Origin of the sequence: Burkholderia sp. THE68, from assembly GCF_009938265.1 — a bacterium.
Lineage (GTDB): Bacteria > Pseudomonadota > Gammaproteobacteria > Burkholderiales > Burkholderiaceae > Caballeronia.
In genome coordinates this window covers 633,787-650,631 of sequence record NZ_AP022315.1, presented here as the reverse complement: position 1 = coordinate 650,631, position 16,845 = coordinate 633,787, and the positions used below count along the sequence as shown (strand labels likewise).

The 16,845-nt window shown below is 65.7% G+C and carries 18 protein-coding genes; 9 read left to right on the top strand and 9 right to left on the bottom strand.

What is annotated here, in order from left to right; translation table 11 throughout:
* Positions 1 to 8: 8 nt before the first annotated feature.
* Positions 9 to 1,718 carry an autotransporter assembly complex protein TamA gene (locus BTHE68_RS03095; protein WP_232077920.1) on the bottom strand — a complete coding sequence of 570 codons (1,710 nt, stop codon included), beginning with the start codon at positions 1,716 to 1,718 and terminating at the stop codon, positions 9 to 11.
* Between the two features lie 380 nt (positions 1,719 to 2,098).
* Here BTHE68_RS03095 and BTHE68_RS03090 point away from each other — a divergent pair, with 380 nt between their 5' ends.
* The 4 genes from BTHE68_RS03090 (at position 2,099) to panD (ending at position 4,492) form a co-directional block, all read left to right on the top strand.
* The gene (locus tag BTHE68_RS03090) at positions 2,099 to 2,287 is read left to right on the top strand and encodes a DUF3460 family protein (protein WP_174258022.1); all 189 of its coding nucleotides are present in this window, start codon (positions 2,099 to 2,101) and stop codon (positions 2,285 to 2,287) included.
* Between the two features lie 86 nt (positions 2,288 to 2,373).
* Positions 2,374 to 3,201, top strand: coding sequence for a segregation and condensation protein A (locus BTHE68_RS03085; protein WP_162066763.1), 828 nt, complete (start codon positions 2,374 to 2,376; stop codon positions 3,199 to 3,201).
* Between the two features lie 60 nt (positions 3,202 to 3,261).
* Positions 3,262 to 4,095 (top strand): pantoate--beta-alanine ligase, encoded by an 834-nt coding sequence (gene panC, locus BTHE68_RS03080; RefSeq protein ID WP_162065092.1) that lies wholly within the window; start codon positions 3,262 to 3,264, stop codon positions 4,093 to 4,095.
* A gap of 10 nt (positions 4,096 to 4,105) precedes the next feature.
* Positions 4,106 to 4,492, top strand: a complete 387-nt coding sequence (gene panD / locus BTHE68_RS03075) for an aspartate 1-decarboxylase (protein ID WP_061118808.1) — start codon at positions 4,106 to 4,108, stop codon at positions 4,490 to 4,492.
* 54 nt (positions 4,493 to 4,546) lie between these two features.
* Here panD and BTHE68_RS03070 read toward each other — a convergent pair whose 3' ends face one another.
* The gene (locus BTHE68_RS03070; protein ID WP_162065091.1) at positions 4,547 to 5,173 is read right to left on the bottom strand and encodes a nucleotide-binding protein; all 627 of its coding nucleotides are present in this window, start codon (positions 5,171 to 5,173) and stop codon (positions 4,547 to 4,549) included.
* A gap of 167 nt (positions 5,174 to 5,340) precedes the next feature.
* Between BTHE68_RS03070 and BTHE68_RS03065 the strand changes: the two genes are divergently transcribed.
* The gene (locus BTHE68_RS03065; protein ID WP_061173036.1) at positions 5,341 to 5,760 is read left to right on the top strand and encodes a PaaI family thioesterase; all 420 of its coding nucleotides are present in this window, start codon (positions 5,341 to 5,343) and stop codon (positions 5,758 to 5,760) included.
* On the opposite strand, the gene BTHE68_RS03060 is transcribed toward BTHE68_RS03065, so the two are convergent.
* A complete protein-coding gene (locus BTHE68_RS03060) occupies positions 5,754 to 7,229 on the bottom strand; it encodes a cobyric acid synthase (RefSeq protein WP_162065090.1) in 1,476 nt (491 codons plus the stop codon). The two genes, BTHE68_RS03065 and BTHE68_RS03060, sit on opposite strands and share 7 nt — an antisense overlap.
* Before the next feature lie 58 nt (positions 7,230 to 7,287).
* Here BTHE68_RS03060 and cobU point away from each other — a divergent pair, with 58 nt between their 5' ends.
* From cobU to BTHE68_RS03040, 4 genes are read left to right on the top strand one after another with little or no spacing between them, the layout of a single operon-like run.
* Positions 7,288 to 7,839, top strand: coding sequence for a bifunctional adenosylcobinamide kinase/adenosylcobinamide-phosphate guanylyltransferase (gene cobU / locus BTHE68_RS03055; protein ID WP_162065089.1), 552 nt, complete (start codon positions 7,288 to 7,290; stop codon positions 7,837 to 7,839).
* Positions 7,840 to 7,844: 5 nt separating this feature from the next.
* Positions 7,845 to 8,786 carry an adenosylcobinamide-phosphate synthase CbiB gene (gene cbiB, locus BTHE68_RS03050; RefSeq protein ID WP_162065088.1) on the top strand — a complete coding sequence of 314 codons (942 nt, stop codon included), beginning with the start codon at positions 7,845 to 7,847 and terminating at the stop codon, positions 8,784 to 8,786.
* Position 8,787: 1 nt separating this feature from the next.
* Positions 8,788 to 9,783: a threonine-phosphate decarboxylase CobD gene (cobD, locus tag BTHE68_RS03045; protein ID WP_162065087.1), complete on the top strand. Its 996-nt coding sequence runs from the start codon at positions 8,788 to 8,790 to the stop codon at positions 9,781 to 9,783.
* Positions 9,783 to 10,682 (top strand): cobalamin-binding protein, encoded by a 900-nt coding sequence (locus tag BTHE68_RS03040; RefSeq protein WP_162066762.1) that lies wholly within the window; start codon positions 9,783 to 9,785, stop codon positions 10,680 to 10,682. Before cobD ends, BTHE68_RS03040 begins: the two co-directional genes overlap by 1 nt.
* 28 nt (positions 10,683 to 10,710) lie before the next feature.
* Here BTHE68_RS03040 and BTHE68_RS03035 read toward each other — a convergent pair whose 3' ends face one another.
* The 6 genes from BTHE68_RS03035 to BTHE68_RS03010 all read right to left on the bottom strand — a co-directional run bounded on the left by BTHE68_RS03035 (position 10,711) and on the right by BTHE68_RS03010 (position 16,764).
* Positions 10,711 to 11,280, bottom strand: a complete 570-nt coding sequence (locus BTHE68_RS03035; RefSeq protein ID WP_162065086.1) for a histidine phosphatase family protein — start codon at positions 11,278 to 11,280, stop codon at positions 10,711 to 10,713.
* The gene (locus tag BTHE68_RS03030) at positions 11,265 to 12,023 is read right to left on the bottom strand and encodes an adenosylcobinamide-GDP ribazoletransferase (RefSeq protein WP_162065085.1); all 759 of its coding nucleotides are present in this window, start codon (positions 12,021 to 12,023) and stop codon (positions 11,265 to 11,267) included. The genes BTHE68_RS03035 and BTHE68_RS03030 overlap by 16 nt, the downstream gene beginning before the upstream one ends.
* A 1-nt stretch (position 12,024) precedes the next feature.
* Complete coding sequence (gene cobT / locus BTHE68_RS03025; RefSeq protein ID WP_162065084.1) at positions 12,025 to 13,077, bottom strand: nicotinate-nucleotide--dimethylbenzimidazole phosphoribosyltransferase; 1,053 nt, start codon at positions 13,075 to 13,077, stop codon at positions 12,025 to 12,027.
* Positions 13,078 to 13,088: 11 nt separating this feature from the next.
* The gene (locus tag BTHE68_RS03020; RefSeq protein ID WP_162065083.1) at positions 13,089 to 13,865 is read right to left on the bottom strand and encodes an ABC transporter ATP-binding protein; all 777 of its coding nucleotides are present in this window, start codon (positions 13,863 to 13,865) and stop codon (positions 13,089 to 13,091) included.
* Positions 13,862 to 14,860, bottom strand: coding sequence for a FecCD family ABC transporter permease (locus tag BTHE68_RS03015; RefSeq protein ID WP_162066761.1), 999 nt, complete (start codon positions 14,858 to 14,860; stop codon positions 13,862 to 13,864). Before BTHE68_RS03015 ends, BTHE68_RS03020 begins: the two co-directional genes overlap by 4 nt.
* Before the next feature lie 62 nt (positions 14,861 to 14,922).
* Positions 14,923 to 16,764 carry a TonB-dependent receptor domain-containing protein gene (locus BTHE68_RS03010; RefSeq protein WP_162065082.1) on the bottom strand — a complete coding sequence of 614 codons (1,842 nt, stop codon included), beginning with the start codon at positions 16,762 to 16,764 and terminating at the stop codon, positions 14,923 to 14,925.
* Positions 16,765 to 16,845: the final 81 nt, after the last annotated feature.

Below are 16,845 nucleotides of genomic sequence, written 5' to 3'. Positions count from 1 at the left end.
CACGCGCATCAGAACGCGATGCCGAGCGTCAGATACGGCTTGATGCTCTTGTTCTTCAATCCGTACGCCACGTCGACATTGACCGGGCCGACCGGGCTGCGCCAGCGCGCACCGACGCCCACGCCCGGCTGGAACACGCGCTCGCCCCACGTATCGGTGGCAGTGCCGATGTCGAAGAACACCGCGCCGCCCCAGTCGTGCGTGAACCAGTGCTGATACTCGCTGCTGCCGGTCACCATGTATTTGGTCGGCAGGATCGAGCCGGCCACATTGTTGCCGATGCTCAGATAGCTATAACCGCGCACCGAGTTCGCGCCGCCCGCGCGAAACAGCAGCGACGCGGGCACGCCGCTCGACGGCCCGCTCGTGAACACGCCGCCGAACTCCGCGCGAAACACGAGCAGATCGTTCTTGCCGAGCGGCACGTATTGCAGCGCGTTGGTGTACAGGCGCGCGAAGGTCTGGTCGGACATCACGCCCTTGACGGCGAAGCCCGCCTCCGCGCGAATGATGTTGCCGCGACGCGGGAACAGAGGATCGTCGACGTCGCGGCGCACCCAGCTCCACGCCGGCACGAGCGCGCGCGCCGTCGACGGATTCGGCTCGTTCTGCGTCAGGCGGTCGTCATAGAAAGTCAGCGAATACGTCGTGTCGATGTTCTGACGCGAACGCGAGCGCTGCACGCCGACGCGCGCGCTGTAGATTTTCGTGCTCGATACATCGGTGATCGTGTAGGAGCCGAACACGGCGTTCACCCAGCCGTGCGAATCGGGCGGCATCGCGAGCTGCACACGGCCGTACTGCTGGGTCTGGTCGAGCCGGCCGGAGATCGTGAACGGATACGCGGCGCCGAACGTGTTGAGATAGCTGTACGCGCCCTGAATGTGGAAACCGGTGTCGGTCGCGTAGCCCACGCCGTAGCGGATGCTGTGGAACGGGTATTCGCTCACCTTCACGTGCAGCGGCGTTTCGTTCGGCTTGTTGACGTCGGCGTCCGCGTCGATGGCCACGCTCGCGTAGTACGGCGTGTTCTGGATCTGCCGCTGCAGTTCGTTCAGGCGCGCGACGTCGTATATCTCGCCCGGCTCGATCGGATTCACGTGATCGATGATCCAGGCGGGATAGCGCTTCGGCCCGGTGACGTCGAGCTTGCCGAGCGTGAAGGTCGGGCCGCTGTCGAAGGTCACCGAGAGATCGGCGAGATGCGCGCGCGGATTGATGCGCGCCTGCGAGCGCACGATCTTCGCGCCGAGATAGCGTTTGGCTTGCAGCGCCCGCAGCGCCGCGTTTTTGGCGTCGTCCCAGCCGCCTTGCGTGAAAGGATCGCCTTCGTTCACCGAAAAGGCGAAACGCGCTGCGTTTTCCCGCGAACGGTCCTCGGTCGTCACCGCGCCGGTGAAATTCAGCTGCACGGAGCCAATCATCGTGCGCGGCCCGGGATCGACGCTCACCTTGACGTTGCGCTTGTCGTCGACGGTCGTGACATCCGTACGCACGACGGGCGTGAAATAGCCTTCGGTCGCGACGAGGTCGCGCACGTCCTTCGGCGCGGCGGTGACGAGGAACTGGAACTGGTCGTCGCTCACGTCGTCGCGCTTCGCGAAGCGGGAGATGTCGAGGTTCTCCTTGAGCAGCTTTTTGATGCTGCGCGGCGCGTCGATGTCGACGTCGTATTTGGCGAAAGCGGGCGCGGCAAAGCCGAACGCGAGGAGCGCCATGACCAGGATCGACACGGACGGCAGGCGTCTTGCGCCGGCAGGCTTCACGCGCAACGCGCGCAGCGGATCAAACGAACGCCCCGCCAAACGACCTCCGGCATCGGGATATTGGAATTGAAAGGTAAGACATGCGGCCGTTGCGAAAGGGCGCAGGCGCTATTTCACCACATTGCCATGGGCCGGCACCGCAAAGCGGTCCGGTTCACGCCCGGCGTGCGCCTTTGGACGGCTGCGCGCCAGCGGGGTTCCGCGAAACCTGCACGCGCGTGCGACTTTCGATAAGCGGAACAAACACGAGCGGGCCGCGCGTCGAGATGCGTTGTCGCCGTACGCTTGCGGTAAAATTGCGATTTCAAACGCCTCGACCCAACGGAAGCCGGATCATGTATCAGTCGGACATCACCCAGTTCATCAATCAGTTGAAAGAGCAGAAGCCGTCGCTGGAAGACGAACAGCGCCGCGGCCGCGCGCTTCTGTGGGACAAGCAGCCAATCGACCTCGACGAGCGGGGCGAGCAACAGCAATCGCGCGTGAACCAGACGCCTTACGTCTACTACCAGAACTTCTGAAAGTGAGCGCAGCCGGCCACGAGCCGCAATCGCCCGCGCATGCGCCGCACGAGCCGGCGCGGGACGGTGTACGGGATGAGCGCGCGGTGGCGCTCGCCACGCCCGCGACCGATTCGACGCCCGACACCATCGACGGCGTCGCGATCGCGCACTTGTACGGCGAGCCGCTCTGGAAGCTGCCCACGGATCTATACATTCCGCCCGACGCGCTCGAAATCTTTCTCGAAGCGTTCGAAGGCCCGCTCGACCTGCTGCTCTACCTGATCCGCAAGCAGAACTTCAACGTGCTCGACATCCCGATGGCGGATGTCACCGCGCAATATCTCGGCTACGTCGACCAGATTCGCGAATCGAATCTGGAGCTCGCGTCCGAATACCTGCTGATGGCCGCGATGCTGATCGAGATCAAGTCGCGCATGCTGCTGCCGGTCAGGAAAGCGGATACCGGCGAGGAAGCCGAAGACCCGCGCGCCGAACTCGTGCGCCGCCTGCTCGAATACGAGCAGATGAAACTCGCCGCGCAGAAGATCGACCAGTTGCCGCAGCTCGGCCGCGACTTCCTGCGCGCGGACATCTATATCGAGCAGGCCGCCGAGCAGCGCTTCCCCGATGTCGACATGAACGACCTGCGCGCCGCCTGGGCCGACGTCATCAAGCGCGCGAAGCTCGTCCAGCATCACAAGATTTCGCGCGAGGAGCTTTCGGTGCGCGAGCACATGAGCGTGATCCTGCGGCGCCTGCAGAGCGCGCGCTTCATGGAGTTCACGGAGCTGTTCGATACCTCGCGCGGCGTGCCGGTGGTCGTCGTGAATTTCATCGCGATGCTGGAGCTGTCGCGCGAAGCGCTGATCGAAATCACGCAGCCCGAGCCATACGCGCCGATCTACGTGCGGCTCGCGTATTCTCCCGCCTAGTTTTTCTTACCCTTCCCGCGTGGCGGCAACACAAGCCGCTCGACAGGAGACACCCGCTCGATGAAAGTCATCAGCTCCATCCATGAACTGCGCGACCAGTTGCGCGGCCAGAACCGAACCGCCTTCGTCCCGACGATGGGCAACCTCCACGAAGGCCATCTCTCGCTGATGCGCCTCGCGCGCCAGCATGGCGATCCGGTCGTCGCGAGCATCTTCGTGAACCGTCTGCAGTTCGGGCCGAACGAAGACTTCGACAAATACCCCCGCACGCTGCAGGACGACATCGAAAAGCTGCAGAGAGAGAACGTCTACGTACTCTTCGCGCCGACCGAGCGGGACATGTATCCGGAGCCGCAGGAGTATCGCGTGCATCCGCCGCACAATCTCGGCGACATTCTCGAAGGCGAATTCCGCCCCGGCTTCTTCACTGGCGTGTGCACCGTCGTGATGAAGCTGATGTCGTGCGTGCAGCCGCGCGTCGCGGTGTTCGGCAAGAAGGATTATCAGCAGTTGATGATCGTGCGGGCCATGTGCCACCAGTTCGCGCTGCCCACGGAAATCATCGCGGCGGAAACCGTGCGGGATGAGGACGGGCTCGCGCTGTCGTCGCGCAACCGGTTTCTCTCGGCGGACGAGCGCGCCGAAGCGCCGAAGCTCGCCGAACAGCTACAGCGCGTGCGTGAAGCGGTGCTCTCCGGCAATCGCGATATCGCCGCGCTCGAACGCGACGCGGTGAACGCGCTCGCCGAACGCGGCTGGAAGCCCGATTACATCAGCGTGCGCAAGCGCTCGAACCTGCTGCCGCCGGGCGAAGCGGACGTGGATGCGCCGCTCGTCGTGGTCGCAGCGGCGAAGCTCGGCGCGACCCGTCTCATCGACAATCTGGAAATCTGAAGGAAGCATCATGCAGCGCACCCTGCTCAAATCGAAAATCCACCGCGCGACGGTCACGCACTGCGAATTGCACTACGAAGGCTCGTGCGCGATCGACGAAGACCTGCTCGAAGCCGCGAACCTGATGGAAAACGAGCAGATCGACATCTGGAACGTGAACAACGGCGAGCGCCTCACCACCTACGCGATCAAGGGCGAGCGCGGCAGCGGCATGATCTCGCTGAACGGCTCGGCGGCGCGCCGCGCGCAACTGGGCGACCTCGTGATCATCGCGGCGTTCGCGCAGGTAGACGAAGAAGAGATCAAGGCGGGCTGGAAGCCGAATCTCGTATTCGTCGACGACGACAACCGCATCAAGGGCAGCCGCGATCACGTTCCGACGCAGAACTGGACCTGATTTCGGCGCTGCTGCCTCAAGAAGCCGGCGATTCCTCGAAGGACGCCGGCTTTTTCATTTCTTCGACACCCATTCGATGATGGGCTCCCACTGCTCCAGATCCTTCTCGACGCGGCTTTTCGCCACGTCCCAGATGGTGAGGCCGTGCGCGGCGAGCTGCACGTAGTTCTGCGTGTCGCGCAGGAAGCCGAGCACCGGCAGGTCGAGCCCTTCGACGAAACGATGCAGCTGGTCCGCCGAGCGCGTGCGGGCATCCACGCGCATGCCGACCACGCCGACTTCGATCGCGCCCTTGCGCACCGCCTTTTCCTTCGCCAGCTTCGCGAGAAAGTCCTGCGTCGCGAGGATGTCGAACATCGAGGGCTGGAGCGGCACGATCACCTTGTCCGCCAGCTCCAGCGCGAGCGCGAGCCGGTTGCCGTGCACGCCGGCGGGCGTGTCGACGACGGCTTTCTCCAGACCTTTCGGCGGTTTTGCGGGGGCATCGACGTCGATCGCCCATTCCTCGATCTTCGGCAGCGTCTCGGCGCGCAGAGAGAGCCACGCGTGCGACGAGCGCTGCTTGTCGAGATCGGCGAGCGCGACCCACTCGCCGTCCGCCGCGAAACAACCGGCCAGATTGGTTGCGAGCGTGCTTTTGCCGACGCCGCCCTTCGGATTTGCCACCACGATCACGGTCATGAAGTGTCCTGGATTTTGTTGAGCGCGCGCACGCCCCACCGCGCGCGATTTCGTCTTGATGAGAACAGGTGCATGATTCGAGCGTTGATATTATCGGCAAAAGTGATGCATCCGGCATGTTGACCGAACGGCCATGCCAAATTCAACTCTTCGACACGACCACACTCATGACCGCACTCCGCCCCGACGTCACCCTCGATTTCCTGCGCAACCGCCAGAAAGGCCGCTTGCCCGACCTGCTCGGCGTGCAACTGATTTCGCTCGATCAGGGCCAGTTGAGCGGCGAACTCGTGATCCGTCCGGAACTGCTCGCGCCGAACGGCTTTCTGCATGCGGCGACCGTCATCGGACTCGCGGATACGTGCTGCGGCTACGCGTGCATCGCGCATCTGCCGGACAAGGCGCAGAACTTCACGACGCTCGAACTCAAGAGCAACCACGTCTCGACGGCGCGCGACGGGAAAATCGTCGCGAAGGCGACGGCCGTGCATCTCGGGCGCAGCACGCAAGTGTGGGACGCGACGGTGACGAACGGCGACGGCAAGCTCATCGCCATGTTCCGCTGCACGCAGATGATTCTTTATTGAGCGAACGCGGCCTGTAACGCGTCCAAATCGAGCGATTGCGCGAACGAATCGGCCAGCCGGTCGAGCGACGCTTCGCGCAGCGACGGGTAATCGAGCGGCTCGGCGCCCTGCACGCCCGCCCACTCGAGCAGCGCTGCGCACGCTTCGGGCGTGTCGAACAAGCCGTGCAGATAGGTCGCGGCGATCTGGCTATCCTCCGATACCGCGCCGTCGACGCGCCCCGAATCCAGCGCGACGAGCGGCCGCGCGAGCGCCGCGCCGTGCGTGCGGCCCATGTGGATTTCGTAGCTGCGCACGTCCGCGCGCGTGCCGTCGATGGTCAATCGGCCAACGACATTCTCCAGCTGCTTCTGCGGCGTGAGCACGGTGAAGAGTTCGAGCAACTTGAGGCCCTCGACGCAACCCGGCGCGCCTTCGACGCCGTCCGGGTCGTCGATCGTGCGCCCGAGCATCTGCATGCCGCCACAGATGCCGATCACCTTGCCGCCGTAACGCAGATGCCGTTCGATCGCGCGATCCCAGCCGTTCTCGCGCAGCCACGCGAGATCGCGCTGCACGCTTTTCGAGCCGGGCAGCACGATCAGATCGGCGGGCGGCGGCGCGACGCCGGCGCGCACATAGCTGAAATCAATCTGAGGGTGCGCGCGCAGCGCATCGAAATCCGTGTGATTGCTGATACGCGGCAACGCGGGCACGATCACCTTCAAAACGCTCGCCGCGCCGCGAACGTGCGGCTGGCTCGGCAGCATGTCTTCGGCGTCGAGCGTCAGGCCGTGCAGATACGGCAGCACGCCGAACACCGGCTTGCCGGTCTGTGCCGTGAGCCAGTCGAGCCCCGGTTCGAGCAAGCCGATATCCCCGCGAAACCGGTTGATGACGAAGCCGCGCACGCGCGCACGCTCGCTCTCCGACAAACACGCCAGCGTGCCGACGAGATGCGCGAACACGCCGCCGCGATCGATATCGGCGACGAGCACGACCGGGCAATCGACGCGCTCCGCGAAACCCATGTTGGCGATATCGCCGTCGCGCAGATTGATTTCGGCGGGACTGCCCGCGCCTTCGACGATCACCGCGTCGAATTCGTTCTGCAAGCGTGCGTAGGACGCGAGCACGGCATCGAACGCGATGCGCTTGTAGTCGTGATAGGCGCGCGCATCGAGATTGGCGTGCGCGTGACCGTGGATGATGACCTGCGCGCCGCGATCGCTCGTCGGTTTGAGCAGCACCGGATTGAAGTCGATGCGCGCATCGACGCCAGCCGCGATCGCCTGAAGCGCCTGCGCGCGGCCGATCTCGCCGCCATCGACGGTCACCGCGCTGTTGAGCGCCATGTTCTGCGGCTTGAACGGCGCGACCCGCACGCCGCCGCGCCGCGCGAGACGGCACAATCCGGCGACGAGCGTGCTCTTGCCGGCATCGGACGTCGTGCCCTGGATCATCAGCGTGCCGCGTGGCGTGAATGGCATCGGAAGCGAGTCTCATGAAGAACGACGCGCTATCTTAGCCCGTCAGTACAATATCGCGATGACTTCCGATCTCACGTTCATCCTCGGCGGCGCGCGTTCCGGCAAGAGCGCGCACGCCGAACGCCTTGCCGCCGAAAGCGGATTGCCCGTCACGTATATCGCGACCGCACGCATCGGCGATGATGCCGAATTCGCCGAGCGCGTGCGGCATCATCGCGAACGCCGGCCCGCGCACTGGACGCTGATCGAAGCGCCGCTCGATCTCGCGGGCGCGTTGCGCGAAGCGGATCACGCCGGGCATTGCGTGCTGATCGACTGCCTGACGCTGTGGCTCGCGAATCTGCTGTTCGCATCGGCAGGCGCGAGCGATGAGATCGCCGTATTGCCCGACAGCGCACGCGAAGCCTTCGCGCAATTCGACGCCGCGCTCGCGCACACGCGCGGCAAGGTGATCGTCGTCAGCAATGAAATCGGGCTGGGCGTGGTGCCGCTCGGCTCGATCACGCGTCTTTACGTCGATGAACTCGGCCGCCTGAACCAGCGCGTCGCCGCCGCGAGCACGCGCGTGACGATGATGGTCGCGGGCCTGCCCCTCGCGCTCAAGGGATAAGCGCGATGCTCCTCCTCTCCGCCTACGCGATGGCGCTGCTCGCGGTGCTCGGCGTGATCGTCGATCGCATTTTCGGCGAGCCGCGCGCGCGGCATCCGCTCGTCGGCTTCGGCCAGTTCGCGACTAAGCTCGAAGCGCGGATGAATACCGGCTTTCGCGCGCGGCCGGCGGGCATCCTCGCGTGGTTCGTCGCGGTCGCGCCGCCGGTGGTCATCGCGTGGTGGCTCGTCGGTGTGCTGCCGTTCGGCTATGCGTGCCTCGTGCATGTGCTGCTGCTCTGGTTCGCGCTCGGCGCGAAGAGCCTGCGCCAGCATATCGCGCCGATCGCGCGCGCGTTGAGCCTCGGCGATATCGAGAGTGCGCGCACGCTGACCTCGCGCATCGTGTCGCGCGATACGTCGAAAGCCGATGAAAACGCCCTGTCGCGCGCGGCCGTGGAATCGGCGCTCGAAAACGGCAACGACGCGATCTTCGGCGCGCTCTTCTGGTTCGCGGTCGCGGGTGGCCCGGGCGCGCTGATGTTCCGCCTCGCCAATACGCTCGACGCGATGTGGGGCTATCGCACGCCGCGCTACCTGCGTTTCGGCTGGGCCGCCGCGCGCTTCGACGACGTGCTCAACTTCATTCCCGCGCGCCTCACGGCGGCGACCTACGCGCTCGCGGGCGACACGCACATGGCGTGGCATTGCTGGCGCACGCAGGCGCGCTCGTGGGACAGTCCGAACGCGGGTCCGGTGATGGCCGCGGGCGCGGGCAGCCTGAACGTGCTGATCGGCGGCGCGGCGGTGTACCACGGCGTGACCGAGACGCGGCCGACGCTCGGCGCGGGTCACACGGCGAACCCGAAGCATGTGGTCGCGGCGTTGCGGCTCGTCGAGCGCGCGACGCTGATGTGGCTCGCGGTTTTCTTAGTGCTCGCGGCTCTGGGCGCGACGACGAGTGGCTGACATGGCACAAACCATCCGACACGGCGGCAATCTGCGCGAAGCCGCGCACCGCTACGCGATTCCCTTCGATGACTGGCTCGACCTGTCGACCGGCATCAACCCGCGCGGCTATCCGGTGCCGCCCGTGCCGCCTGACGCATGGCGGCGTCTGCCCGAAGACGGCGATGGTTTGGGCGAGTGCGCCGCGCGCTATTACGGCGCGCCGTTCGCGTTGCCGGTAGCGGGTTCGCAGGCGGCGATCCGAGCGTTGCCCATGCTTCTGCGCCGCGGCACGGCGGGCGTCGCGCCGCTGACCTACGGCGAATATGCGCCCGCGTTCATGCGCGCAGGACACGGCATCGTGACGCTCGATATCGACGCGCACGATTTGCCCGCGACGCTCAATCACGTGATCGTCGCGAATCCGAACAATCCGACCGCGCAACGCTTGTCACGCGACACGCTGCTACATTGGCACGCGCAGCTCGCATCGCGCGGCGGCACGCTGATCGTCGATGAAGCGTTCGCCGATGTCGATCCCGCGTCGTCGCTGGCGGCCGACACCGCGCGAGATGGTCTCGTCGTGCTGCGCTCGGTCGGCAAGTTCTTCGGACTCGCGGGCATCCGCGCGGGCTTCGTGCTCGCCGCGCCTTCGATCGCCGATGCCTTGCGCGATGCGCTCGGCGCATGGACCGTGAGCGGTCCGGCGCGGCATGCGGTCGCCGCCGCTTTCGCCGATGTCGCATGGCAGCGCGACATGCGCGCGCAGTTGCAACGCGATGGCGCGCGACTCGCCGCCCTGATCGCGAGCCACGGTTTCGACGTGCGTGGGACGCCGCTTTTCGCGTGGACAGCGACGCCTAGAGCGCCCGAGCTTCAGCACGCACTGGCGCTGCGCGGCATCTGGACGCGCCTCTTCGATCTGCCGGGCATGACACCGAGCCTGCGCATCGGCTTGCCGGGCACGGAAGGTGATTGGGCGCGTCTCACGCTCGCCTTGCGGGAGATTTGCGCGTGATGCTGCGTCGTGTGTTCGCATTGCTGATCGGCTGCCTGATGACACAAATGACGCAAGCGCATGCGATCACTGTCATTGATGACAGCGGCGCATCCGTCACGCTCGTCAAGCCCGCCGAACGCGTGGTCAGTCTCGCGCCGCACGTCACCGAATTGCTGTTCGCGGCGGGCGGCGGCGTGCGCATCGTCGGCGCGGTGACTTACAGCGACTATCCGAAGGAAGCGCAGACGATTGCGCGCGTCGGCGACAACAAGGCGCTCGATCTGGAGCGCATCGTCGCGCTGCATCCGGATATGATCGTCGTGTGGCGGCATGGCAATGCGGCGCGTCAGATGGACCGGCTGATGGCGCTCGGCATTCCGATCTACTTCAGCGAGCCGAAGCATCTCGACGATATCGCGACGAGCATCGACAAACTGGGCGCGCTGCTAGGCACGCAGGCACGCGCGCGCGACGCGTCCGATGCGTTCACGCGCGACATCGCGCAGTTGCGCGCGCGTTATTCGCAGCGACCGCCGGTGAGCGTGTTCTATCAGGTCTGGGACGATCCGCTGATGACGCTCAATCGTGACAACGTCTTCGACGAAGTGATCGGGCTGTGCGGCGGCGTGAACGTGTTCGCGGCGGAAAAGCCGCGTGTGCCGACGATATCGACCGAAGCCGTGCTCGCGGCGAATCCCGAAGCGATCGTCACCGCGACGCCGGGCGCGACGCAACCGGATCGCCCGTTGCCTGCGCTCGAACGGTGGAAGCGCTGGTCGTCGTTGACGGCGGTGGCGCGCGGTAATCTCTTTGGCATCGACGGGGATCTTATCAATCGGCCTACGCCGAGGCTCGCGTTGGGCGCGGCGGAGCTTTGCCGCGATCTGGAAAGCGCACGAGCGCGGCGGGTGAAATAGTAGTTTGGGGTTCGTCGGCGGCGGAATCCTAAGCATTCCACCGCACGAGCACCCACTCCCCGCGCACGCGCCTGAACCAAACAACTGCGCCAAAATCCAGCGACCACTGCAACGCATTCTCCCGCGCGATATCAAGCAGATGCGCCGCAAGCACCCGCACGACGCCCGCATGCGCGATCACATGCACGGCCTGCCGATCGACGCATGTCGATTCAAACCACCCGATCACGCGTTGCGCGAACTGCGCAAGACTCTCCCCGCCATGCGGACGCGCATGTTCAATATCGCCGGCCCATGCATCGATGAGCGCGCGATCGATCGCGTCCCACGCACGACCTTCCCACGCGCCGAAGTGCATTTCTGAAAGCCGCGCGTCGATATGCGGATCAACGGCCAGCGCATGCGCAAGCGATGCACAGCGCCGAAGCGGGCTCGCATGCCATCCATCGACACACGCAGGCACGTTCAGCGCCGTCATGCGCGTGATCAACGCACTGGCCAGTTCACGCGCATCACGTTGCAAGGGCACATCGGTTTGCCCATAGCAAACGCCCGCCTCGATGGCGACTTCCGGATGCCGGATCAGAACGAGATCCATGCCAGCCCGATGAGATAGATCGCGATTTCAAACACCTGCTGCGAGAAACCGAGACAATCGCCGGTATAACCGCCGATGCGCCGCACGAAGTAGCGTCCGATGAAAAAGCGCAACACGACGAGCGCAACGATCGTGAAGCAGGCGAACTTCGAGTCGATCACGAAAAGCCACGGCAAGCCGAACATGATCGCCAGCGCGAACGACGCAAGACTCATGCGCTGCGCGACCGGCTTCGCCTTGCCTTCCGCGCGCACGTAATCGAGCGTGACGAGATAGCTGATCGCGAACACGCGGCTCGCGGCGTGCGCGGCGATCATCGTCCACGCGACGCGTTGCGTCGGCATGACCGCAAGCGTCTGCCACTTCAACGCGAGCGTGATCATCAATGCAATCGCGCCGAACGCGCCGATGCGCGAGTCGTGCATGATGCGCAACGCATCCTCGCGCGTGTACGCGCCGCCGAAGGCATCGACGCAATCGGCGAGTCCGTCTTCGTGGAACGCGCCTGTCAACACGAGCGTCGCGGCCATCGAAAGCAGCACCGCGACACTCGCGGGAAACACACGCAACGCCGCGAGATACACGAGCGCCGCGACGCCGCCGACCATCGCGCCGACGAGCGGAAAGTAACGCGCCGCCGCATTCAGATACGCGCGCTCGAAGCCGACCCAGCGCGGCACCGGCACGCGCGTGAAATAGCCAAGCGCGGTGAAGAAATAACGCAGTTCGTCGAGCGCACGCATCTCAATCGGCTTTGTTCGATACACCCGCCGACTCGAAGCTCGCCATCTCGTCGACGAACGCGACAGCCGCACGCAGAATCGGCAGCGCGAGCGCCGCGCCCGTGCCTTCGCCGAGCCGAAGATCGAGTTGCAACAGCGGCGCGGCATCGAAATGCGCCAGCATGCGGCGATGCCCCGTCTCGTTCGACGCATGCGCGAACACGCAATAGTCGAGCACGTCGGGCGCGATCTTCGCGGCCACCAGCAGCGCCGATGTCGCGATGAAGCCATCGACGAGAATCGTCATGCCGGCGCACGCGGCGGCGAGATACGCGCCCGTGATCATCGCGATTTCGAAGCCGCCGAAGGTCGCGAGCGTATCGATCGCGTCGCCCTCATTGCGATGCAGCGCGAGCGCGCGGCCGAGCACATCGCGTTTATGCGCGAGGCCGCGATCGTCGAGACCCGTGCCGCGCCCGACGCATTCGTCGATCGGCAGATCGCACAGGCGGCTCATCAGGCACGCCGCCGCCGACGTATTCGCGATGCCCATCTCGCCGAAGCCGATCACATTGGTGCCGAGCGACGCGTGATGCCGCACGCGCGCGGCGCCACGCGCGATGCCTTCGAGCGCGGTCTCGCGCGACATCGCCGGTTCTTGCGCGAAGTTGCGCGTGCCGAGTCCGAGCGACAGACGTTCGTATCCGTGATCGATGGGAATCGGCGTCGCGACGCCCGCATCGACGACTTCGAGCGTCATGCCGACCGAACGCGACAGCGCGTTGATGGCCGCGCCTCCGCTCAGGAAATTCGCGACCATCTGCGCGGTCACTTCCTGCGGATACGAACTCACGCCCTCTTTCGCGATGCCGTGATCGCCCGCAAAGACGATCATCGCCGGACGCTCGATGCGCGGCTTGACCGTGCGCTGAATCAGACCCATCTGCAGCGCGAGGGATTCGAGCCGGCCGAGGCTGCCCGGCGGCTTCGTTTTCATGTCGATGATGCGGCGCAGTTCCGCTTCGATGGCGCGGTCGAGTGCGCGGGGCAGCGGGAGGTCGTTGAGGGTGGACATCGAAATTCCTCTCATGAGCGATGAATGGATGGCACGAGCGCTTCGTGCTCGCCGTCGCGGATCAACGCGAGCGGATAGCCGAAGGCCGCGCTGGCGCGTTCGGGCGTCAGAACGTCGGTGACGCGGCCCGCGAAGGCGCCGCCTCGACCGTCGAGCAACAATGCGTGCGTCGCGAAACGGCGCGCGAGATTCAGATCGTGGCACGAGAACACGATGGTGCGCGCGTGCTCGCGCGCCGCGTCGCGCAGTGCATGAAGACAATCGATCTGATGATGCAGATCGAGATGCGAAAGGGGTTCGTCGAGCAACAGCAGCGGCGCGTTCTGGCACAACACTGCGGCCAGTGCGACGCGCTGGCGTTCGCCGCCGGACAGCGTCAGCACGTCGCGCGCGGCGAACGCCGCGAGGCCGAGCATGTCGAGCGCGGCGCGCGCGGCGCTGCGATCGTCGTCGCTTTCCCAGCCCCAGCCGGCCAGATACGGAAAGCGGTTGAGCAGCACGGTATCGAGCACGGTCGCGCTGAACGCGTCGTGCGTGGCTTGCGGCATCAACGCGCGTTCGCGTGCTAGATCCGCCGCGCGCCATGACGCGAGCGCGCGGCCTTCGAGCGACACGCGGCCCGATGCGGGTTTCATGAGGCCCGCCAGCACGTTGATAAGCGTCGTCTTGCCCGCGCCGTTCGGCCCGGCGATGCACCACACCTCGCCCGCCGACATCGTCTGCGTGAGACCGTCGATCAGCGTGCGCGCGCCCGCGCGAAGCACGATGGCATCGAGATGCAGCGTCATCGCGGTCTCCGCAGGAGCATCCACAGGAACATCGGCACGCCGATCAACGCGGTGACGACGCCCACCGGCAATTGCGCGGGCGCGATCACGGTACGCGCGGCGAGATCGGCGGCCATCACGGCGAGACCGCCCGCGAGCGCGGCGGCAGGCACGAGCATGCGCTGATCGTTGCCGAACGCGAGGCGCAGCAGATGCGGCACCACGAGCCCGACGAAGCCGATGGTCCCGGCTGTCGTCACCGCGGCCGCCGCGGCGATCGACGCCACGAGATAGACACGCAGCCGCACACGTTCGACCGGCACGCCGAGCGCGCGCGCCGCGGTGTCGCCGCGCAGCAGCACGTTCAGTTGCGGCGCGACCGGCACGATCGCGATGAGCGCGACGGCGAGCGCGATCAGCGCGGGCCACGGCGCCCCCGCGCCGTTGAGATCGCCCGTCAGCCAGAAGATCATGCCGCGCAGCCGGCTTTCGGGCGCGATGCTCAGAATCAGCGTGATCAACGCGCCCCATCCGGATGCGATCACGACGCCCGTCAGCAAGAGTCGCGGCGACGCGTCCGGTCCGCTTTGCCAGAGGTCCTTGCGCGCGAGTCCGAGCACGATGACGATCGATGCGAACGCGCCCGCGCACGCGGCGAGATCGACGCCCCACCACGGCAACGCGGCGAGCATCGCGGCGAGCGCGAAGGCTGCCGCGCCGCCGGACACGCCGAGCACGTAAGGCTCCGCGAGCGGATTGCGCAACAGCACCTGCAACAGCGCGCCGGCAAGCGCGAGCAGCGCGCCGGATGCAAAGCCTGCGAGCGCGCGCGGCAGGCGCAATGTGAGCACGATTTCATCGGCGATATCGGGTGTCGCGGCATGCGCGTGAAAGAGCGCGCCGATCGCGCGCGATACCGGCAACGCGACGCTGCCCAGCGCGAGCGACGCGACGAGCACGACGAGCGCCGCAATGCCGAGCGCGCTCCAGATCGCAGCCGCGCGACTCGCGTTCATCGCGCGCGGGCGCTCACTGACGCGACTCACGACGCGACTCACGACGCCGCTCACGACGCCGCTCACGACGGATGCCAGCCGAGCGTGACATAGGCGCCGCGTCGTGGCGTGTTGTACGAGTACGCGAGTTCATAGTCCTTGTCGAACAGATTGTCGATGCGCGCCGTGACGTACCACGACTTCGAGATGTCGTAGCGCGCCGACAGATTCACGATGCCATATCCCGCGAGCGTCGAATCGTAATCGCTGCGCTCTCCGCTCACGATCCACTCGCCGCCGACGCGCCAGCGCCCGATCGTGCGATGCGCGGTGAGCGTCGCGAAATGCCGCGCGCGGCGCGTCAGGTCCTGGTGATTCGTTTCGTCGACGGGATTCTGGAACGTCACGCCCGCGCGCACATCCGTTGCGCCGACATGGCCCGCCCACGATCCCTCGATGCCCTGCACTTTCGCGCGCCCGACGTTCTGCGCGACATAGTAGAAGCCGCCATCGGACACATAGTCGATCAGATTCGAATAGCGCGTCTGGAACAGCGTGACGCGCGCGACGCCGAGCGCATTCGATGCGTACTGCAACGCTGCCTCCACCGAATGGCTGCGCTCCGGCCGAATCGACGGATTGCCGCTGAACGGATAGTAGAGGTCGTCGAAGCTCGGCGCGCGAAACGATGCCGAATAGCTCGCGCTCGCCTTCCAGTGCGTATCGAAGTTGTACGCGTAGCCCAGATAGTAGCTGTTCGCGCCGCCGAAATCGGAATACTGGTCGTGACGCAAATTCGCCTGCACATCGCTCGCGCCGATATGCCCCACGTAGCCCACGAACACCGAGTTCACGTGACGATCGGGCGCGCTGAACTGATCGGAATCGAGCGTCTGATCGAGATGCTCGTAACCGAAGAGCAACTTGTGCGCCTCGGTGATCCTGACATCGTTCTGCCAGGTGTATTGACGGTTCTCCGAGTTGAAGCGGCTCGTATAGACGCCGTTCTGCTCGATATTCGCGCGGTCCTGTCCCTGCCCGATGATGAAATGCGTAGTCCAGTCGTCGGTGATCCTGCCGTTCGCGAACACGGACGCGGAGCGCACGCGGTCGTGCGTTTCGTTGATGTCGGCGGGCTGGCCGTAGGCATCGTCGAAACTGTTGATGCCGTTCGATTGCAGGAAGCGCACGCCCGCGTCCCATTTGTCGCTGAACTGGTGCCGCAGCGTCGCCGCGACGCTCTCGTTCAGATAGCCGTTCGCGTTCGGATTCGCGCCCGGCGCGATGGCCGGATCGAGCGACGAAAAGCCGTCGGTCTTCTCGCGCGAAACGTTCAGGCTGAAGGTCGTGCGGCCGTCCTTGTCGAGCGCGCCGTTCACGCCCGCTGACTGACGCTGCGTGTGATAGCTGCCGTACTCGGCCTCGAAGCTGAAACGCGGCGGATGCGGCTCGCCTTCCTTCGTGAAAATCTGCACGACGCCGCCGATCGCATTCGAACCATACAGCGCCGATACATTGCCGTTGACGACTTCGACGCGCCCGATCTGGTCGAGCATCAGTTGCGACAACTGCGCCGCGCCGAGCGAGACCGATTCGACGCGCACGCCGTCGATCAGAACCAGCGATTGCGACGACGCCGCGCCGCGTATAAAGAGACCCGAGTTCGCGCCCGGTCCGCCATTGCGCGTGACCTGCACGCCGGGTGCGAGCGCGACGAGGCCGAGCGCGTCAGTGGCATTGGTGTCGGCGATGTCCTGTTCGTCGAACACCGACGTCTGCGGGATCGATTCGGCGAGCGGCTGCGGCGCGCGCGTCGCGGTGACGACGACCGGCGCAAGCGTTTGCGATGAGTCGTCGGCCGCGTGCGCGGTGCTGGCGAGCGGCAAGATAATGAGCGCGGCGAGCGCGCCCAGAGGCGATGACATGGTGTGAAGCTTTCCCGTGGAGCGTGAGCGCGACCCCGCTCCCCGCGAGGACGATGCGCGACGAACGCATCGCGCGATATG